Raw genomic sequence first — 6,639 nt, forward strand, 5'->3', positions numbered from 1 at the left:
CGGCTGGAAGCCGCAATTACATCGATGTTCTTGTTACGGGAGCAACGGTTCGTGCTGATTGTCAATTCCGTTTCTTGGGTTCACGGGGGAGTGCTTTTGCTGTAGGAGCGACAGTCAGAGAGTAAGCGAAGACCGGCCCGACGCAGGTAGTAACTGGAAAGCACGCTGAAAGACGCGCCGCTGGCCTGCCCGGCGCATCCCGCTAAATAGCTCTAACTTGACAGGGAGGGACGTTTAGCGGAAACAGCAAAAGTACTCCCCCGTGAACCCCTGACAACGTATAAACGGGATACCTTCAGCACGAACTCCCCGATAAACTGCAATTTTCATGAGAACTGTTTTTCTGCGCCTGGTCCGTCGTTGGCAATTGCCACCTTGCTTTCGGCGAAGGTGCGCATATCGTTGAGCATATAGAGGGCGGCTTCGGCGATATCCATGCCTAAGGTGGCAATCAGCCCGCCGGGCAGAGAACACTCTGCCTTTAAGAGTAAGGGCTGTACATGGAGGATATAGGGTCGCACGTCCGGGCATAAGAGCTCGGTATAGCGGGCGATGATCTCACTGGCTTCGTCATCGAGGATGATGAAGGCGCTGTTATGGGCGGCGGCGATGATGGCACCAATCATGGCGCCGATAAACGGCTGGGCGGCTTCCGGCGCATGGGCGAGGAATTCGTCTGCCGGATATCTGAGGCTGCCATCCGCATTCAACAGCTCACTGCGCAGCAGTTCGCTCGTGGTGCCGAACGGGGCGTGCTCGTCGATTTCCGTCAGGGAAAGTCCCAAAAGCGGATAGGAGAGGGAGAGGAATTCTCCCTGTTCCCGGCCGAAGTCGAAGGCGGCGGTCAGCGGCAGGCCTTCGCGCACATGGGCCATGGTCACGTCGGCCCGGCTGTTTTGGGAACTGGCGGCAATCAGCTGCATCTGCAGGGGATTGCTGACTTTGCCCGTAAAGCAGAGCAGTGCCCGGTCAAGGCCGGAATTAGGCAGTTCATCGCCGGTGATGCCGGCGATTTCCACGGCAATCTGTTCCAATGCGCCCAGGCTATCCAAAGGCTTGACCAGATTATCAATGCGTTCCTTGCAAGCCTGCATGGCGGGAAGATCCAAATCCTGCATGGTGGACAGATAGAAGTCGAAGGTCTTGTTGGTGACCTTCGGGGACAGATTGGGCATGTAAACCTGCTGGAACGGTGTCTCCACCGGATCATGGGGCAGGTGGCTCACCACATCCCAGATAGTCAGCATGGTTTCCAGTTCTTTAGCAAGAATGGAACTGCCGCAGGCTTCGCCTAAACGCAGGTCCAGATGCAGCATGGGGGTAAGTCCCAGCTTTTCCAGAGCAAAGCCCTGGGATGGTTCGCCGCCCCGATGGGAGGGCAGCAGGTAATCCACGCAGTCTGGTGCAAGGCTCTGGGCCAGCAAAGCGGCGGCGGCGCAGTTGGCGCCGTCCAGGATCACGGCTTTTTTGTGGGCGGCAAAGCCCAGGATCAGCCCGGCAATGGCCCCAAATTCAAAGCCGCCGACTTTGGCCAGCACATCGAGTCCGTCACTGCCGTCCGGCTGGTTCAGATCCAGCGCGCGCTCGATGATTGCGGTCTTTTTGGCCAGGCGTTCGTCGGATATATTGGTGCCGCGGCCTGTGACATCCGCAGCGGTCTTGCCGCAGATGGCGGCGACGATGGCAGCGCTGATCGTGGTGTTGGCAATGCCCATTTCGCCGGGCAGCAGGCAGTCAAATCCTTCGGCAATGAGCTTTTCAGCCAGTTCAATGCCTTTTTCCAGGCAGGCTAGTGCCTGCTCTTTGGTCATGGCCGGGCCTTGGGCGATATTTTGCGTGCCGTTATCGATGCGGCAGTCCAGCAGACCGGGAATGTCAATCTTTTCTGCCTTGATGCCGAAGTCGGCCACGAAGGTCTCGCTGTCGGCAAAGTTGGCAAAGGCATTGGCGGCTGCGCCCTGCCCAATCAGGTAGCTCTGCGTCATCTGCAGGGTGGTTTCTTCCGGGTAGGCGCTGACGCTTTCGGAGGCTACGCCGTGGCTGCTGCAGCAGATGACCGTGCATTTGTCCGGGGCGGCCGGATGCAGGTCGCCGGCAATGGCAAGATAGCGCAGCAGCAGGTCCTTTAAGCGGCCAAGGGAGTCATCGTCACCTTCCAGCACCGTAGACAACTGCGTGGCGGCCTGTTTTGCCAGCTCCTGGTCCGCCGGTTCGATGGCGGCAATGGTTTTTTCCAGCAAAGTCATCCGATTCGTGCCTCCTCCTGTGGAACCTGCTTCAGGGACAGGCCGATGCGGTTCCGTTTCTCATCTACGCTGATGACCATGACCTTGACGATATCGCCTACGGCCAGCACGTCCAGCGGGTGTTTGATGCGTTTTTTGCTCATCTCGGAGATATGGATCAGGCCCGCAGTCTTGAGGCCAATGTCCACGAAGGCGCCAAAGTCTGTGATGTTGCGCACGGTGCCGCGCATGATGCTGCCTTCCTTGATATCGGAGAGCTTCACGACGGCCTGACGCGTCAACGGCGCAGGCAGGTCTTCGCGGGGATCGCGCCCCGGTTTGACCAGGGCCGCGAGAATATCCTTTACCGTCAATTCGCCGGCATCCAGTTCCTTGGCCAGCTTGCTGCAGTCGGCCAGTTTCGATTTGGCGGCGAGCATGGCCAGTGCATCCTTATCGCTGAGGTCAGCGAGGCTGAAGCCTAAGCGTTCCAGCAGTTTTTCAGTCAGGGCATAGGATTCGGGATGAACGGATGTATTGTCGAGCGGGGATTTGCCGCCTGCGATGCGCAGGAAGCCCGCACATTGGGTGAAGGCGGCCGGACCTAAACGCGGCACTTTGAGCAGCTGTTTGCGGCTGGTAAAGATGCCGTTTTCATTGCGGTAGGCCACGATGTTTTTGGCAATGGTGGCATTGATGCCCGCGATATGCTTTAAGAGTGCGGAGCTGGCGGTATTGAGGTCCACGCCGACATGGTTCACGGTGCTTTCAATCGTGGCATCGAGCGTGGCACCGAGTTCTTTCTGGTTGACATCGTGCTGGTACTGCCCCACGCCGATGGCTTTGGGATCGATCTTGACGAGCTCGGCCAAGGGATCCTGGATACGGCGGGCGATGGAGACGGCGCCGCGGATGGTGACATCGTATTCGGGCAGTTCTTCCTTGGCCAGCGCTGACGCGGAGTAGACGGAAGCGCCGGCCTCATTGGTGATGAGGTAGTGTACGTCCGTCAGCTGATTATCGGCAATCAGCTGGGCCGTGAACTGTTCTGTTTCGTAGGAAGCTGTGCCGTTGCCGATGGAAATCAGGGTGATGTTGTGTTTTTTGATCAGGCTGAGCACGGTCTTGGCAGCGGCAGCTTTAGCGCCTTCGCTCTGGGTGACCTGAATTACGCCGTGGTCGACAACATGGCCAGTGGCATCGACGACGGCCATCTTGCAGCCCGTGCGGTAGCCTGGGTCGAGGCCGAGTACCGTATGACCGGCCAGCGGTGCCTGCAGCAATAATTGCTTCAGATTCACGCCGAAGATCTTGATGGCCTGTGCTTCGGCATCTTCGGTGAGCTGGCTGCGCACTTCGCGTTCGAGCGCTGGGAACAACAGGCGCTTCCAGCCGTCTTCGATCACGGCCTGCAAGGTTTCATCCCACTTGGACGGCGCCTTGCTTACACGGCGGAAAATGCGGTGCAGGCAGTCTTCGGTGTCGATGGTCACGTGGACCTTGAGGCAGCCCTTGGCCTCGCCGCGGTTGATGGCCAGAATCCGGTGGGAGGGCAGCGTATGGATGAGTTCGCTGTATTCTGCATACATGGCAAAGGTTTGGGCTTCTTCGGCATCCTCCACGAGCTCGGTTTCCACATGACCATTGTTCCAGAGGCGGCTGCGCATAGCCGCACGCAGCTTGGCATCCTCCATGATGGTCTCTGCAGCGATATCCATGGCACCCGCGAGAGCAGCTTCGGCCGTGGGCACATCCTTTTCTTCATGGATGAAGGCAGCGGCTTCATCGAGCGGCGTGCCGCTGATCTTGGCCTGTTCGAGCATCATCCTGGCCAAGAGTTCGAGACCGCGCTCCCGGGCAATCTGGGCGCGGGTGCGTTTTTTCTGCTTATAAGGCAGATACAGATCCTCGAGTTCCTGCAGTTTCTGGGCTTTTTCAATGGCCGTGCGCAGTTCATCCGTGAGTTTGCCCTGTTCCTCGATCTTGCTGAGGATTTCCTCCTGCCGTTTGACGAGATTCCGGAGATAGGTCAGCCGCTCTTCCAGTATGCGCAGTTGTTCATCTTCCAAAGCGCCGGTAGCTTCCTTGCGGTAGCGGGCGATGAAGGGCACGGTGTTGCCGCCGTCCAAAAGTTCAATGGCTGCTGCTGTCTGTTTGGGCGTCACGCCCAGTTCTTTGGCAATCAGTACGGGGATATCATTTATCTGCATGGTATGCACCAACTTCCTTTACAATATAATGTACATTATACCTTATCCATTGCAGGGGTTCAAATTTTCAGGTGAAATCTCCTATACAATAGGACGGCTTTGTGTTATTATTAAGTTAGGATTACTTTGCAAAGCCTCTTGATTGTGCGCGTTGTATTCTGTGTGGAGACGGACAACAGCTGAACATTAGGAGGCGGGATTATGAGCAAGACCGTGAAGAAGCTTCCCCCGCAGCTGCAGGGGGTAATGAGCCAGATCGAGGCCTTGGAGGCCCGTCTGGATGCCAGTAAACAATATATGAGTGCCGTGTTTTCCGCAGCGAAGGTGGGCATCTGTCTGCTCGATGCAGAAGGGAATGTGCTGGCGGTCAATGATATGGGCAGGATCATCATGCAGGCGGAAGGCGTCAATGTGCTGGGCCGCCAGTTTGGTGACGCCTTTTGCTGTGAGAACAGTTTGGAAAAAGGCTGCGGCCATGGCCGGAACTGCCGCCATTGTCCTGTGCGGAGCAATATCGAAGCCGCTGTTGCCGATGATGATTTTTCCAGTGAGTTCACCGTGCAGATGAAAAATGCCCATAGCGGGGAGCGCATGTGGCTGCAGCTGGGGGTATCTCAGCATGGGACTGGCAAAGAGAAGCAGCTCATCATCACCATGGTGGATGAATCCCTGCGCAAGCGCTATGAACAGGAGCTGGAGAAGGCAAAGACTGCAGCCGAAAATGCTGACCGCGCAAAGACGCAGTTTCTGTCCACGATGAGCCATGAAATCCGCACGCCCTTGAACGGCATTGTGGGCATGCTGGAACTGGCGGGCAGGGAGCCACTGACGGAGAAGCAGCAGGAGTGCCTGCAGAATGCCAAGCACAGTGCCGATGACTTACTGCATATCCTGAATGATATCTTAGACTTTGCCAAACTGGAAAATGGCAGGCTGCGTCTGGAACACATCGGCTTTGACCTGCATGAGACTCTGGCGCGCATGGGCGCCATCTATGAACAGCTGGCCGGCGCCAAGGGGCTGAAGTTCGTGCTGACTGATTACAGCAGCCTGCCCCGGCTGGTGCAGGGCGATCCCCTGCGTCTGCGGCAGGTGCTCCATAATCTGCTGGCCAATGCCTTGAAGTTCACGGAAACCGGCAAGATCACGCTGGCCGCTTATCTGGGCAGCCGCCAGGGACAGCCGACGCTGGAGTTCAGCGTGGAGGACACGGGCATCGGCGTGGATGAGTGCATGATTGACCGGATATTCCGGCCCTTCACCCAGGCGGACAGCAGTACCACGCGCCTGTTCGGCGGTACAGGGCTGGGACTTATGATTTCCCGGGAGCTCATCGAGCTCATGGGAGGGACGATAAGCATTGATTCCGAATTGGGGCAGGGGACATGCATGTCATTCTGGATGCCTCTGCAGGAGGCGGATTCCACCACCGGGGAAAAGCGCATTTTCCTGCGGCCGCGCAAAGCGGGCGGCAAGGAAGGCAGCGCTGTGCTGCATGACGATCCCCGTACGGAAAATCTGATGAATTACTGTATGCAGAAAATGGCAAACGGCATAAGCTTACCATCCAGGGAGGGATTGCCATGAAGATATTGATTGCCGAGGATGACCGGCTCAGCCGCACGTTCCTGACAGAGTTCCTGCAGGAATACGGACAGTGCGACACCGCGGCCAATGGGCTGGAAACCATTGATAAATATGTTGAGGCTTTCAAGGCCGGAGAACCCTATGATATGATGTGTCTGGATATCATGATGCCCAAGGTGGACGGGCTGATGGTATTGAAACTGATCCGGGAACTGGAAAGCCAGCATAAAGTAGAGGCGGAGAAACAGGCCAAGATCATCATGATGACGGCGATTGCCGATATGGATTATGTGGACCAGGCTTTCGAACTCGGGTGCGATGCCTATGCATCCAAGCCCATTGAAATGGCGCAGGTGCAGGAGGTCATGATGGATCTGGGGCTGATCAGCTGATAAACAAAGGGAATTTGGAAGAACAAAAATGTCCGTTGACAAAAGTGTCAACGGACATTTTTTATGTAAATTGCAGTTTGTGAGTGCATGCTTAAACGCAATTGGTTACAGATTTGTGGGGCGGAGGCGGGGATACTTCTTCGCCGCTTCACTAAATGACCCGCCAGTAATAGTGCGTACTGTTTTAGTTACCTGCGCCGGGCAGGCCGGCGGCGCGTATGTTCA

The 6,639-nt window shown here is 56.7% G+C and carries 5 protein-coding genes; 3 read left to right on the forward strand and 2 right to left on the reverse strand.

What is annotated here, in order from left to right; all coding sequences use genetic code 11:
- Nucleotides 1-326: 326 nt before the first annotated feature.
- Together BLQ59_RS15330 and BLQ59_RS15335 are read right to left on the reverse strand one after the other, a co-directional pair.
- The gene (locus tag BLQ59_RS15330; protein ID WP_074573677.1) at nucleotides 327-2,246 is read right to left on the reverse strand and encodes a nicotinate-nucleotide--dimethylbenzimidazole phosphoribosyltransferase; all 1,920 of its coding nucleotides are present in this window, start codon (nucleotides 2,244-2,246) and stop codon (nucleotides 327-329) included.
- Nucleotides 2,243-4,435: a Tex family protein gene (locus tag BLQ59_RS15335; RefSeq protein WP_074573678.1), complete on the reverse strand. Its 2,193-nt coding sequence runs from the start codon at nucleotides 4,433-4,435 to the stop codon at nucleotides 2,243-2,245. The genes BLQ59_RS15330 and BLQ59_RS15335 overlap by 4 nt, the downstream gene beginning before the upstream one ends.
- Before the next feature lie 201 nt (nucleotides 4,436-4,636).
- On the opposite strand from BLQ59_RS15335, the gene BLQ59_RS15340 reads away from it, so the two are divergent.
- From BLQ59_RS15340 to BLQ59_RS16250, 3 genes are all read left to right on the forward strand, one after another.
- Entirely contained in the window at nucleotides 4,637-6,022 is a 1,386-nt protein-coding gene (locus BLQ59_RS15340; RefSeq protein ID WP_074573679.1) for a PAS domain-containing sensor histidine kinase, read from the forward strand.
- Nucleotides 6,019-6,414: a response regulator gene (locus tag BLQ59_RS15345; RefSeq protein ID WP_074573680.1), complete on the forward strand. Its 396-nt coding sequence runs from the start codon at nucleotides 6,019-6,021 to the stop codon at nucleotides 6,412-6,414. The genes BLQ59_RS15340 and BLQ59_RS15345 overlap by 4 nt, the downstream gene beginning before the upstream one ends.
- 28 nt (nucleotides 6,415-6,442) lie before the next feature.
- Nucleotides 6,443-6,639: hypothetical protein (locus BLQ59_RS16250; protein ID WP_218122924.1), on the forward strand; the 197-nt coding region annotated here is incomplete at its 3' end.

This window comes from Pseudoselenomonas ruminantium (assembly GCF_900104055.1).
GTDB classification, from domain to species: domain Bacteria; phylum Bacillota; class Negativicutes; order Selenomonadales; family Selenomonadaceae; genus Selenomonas_A; species Selenomonas_A ruminantium_C.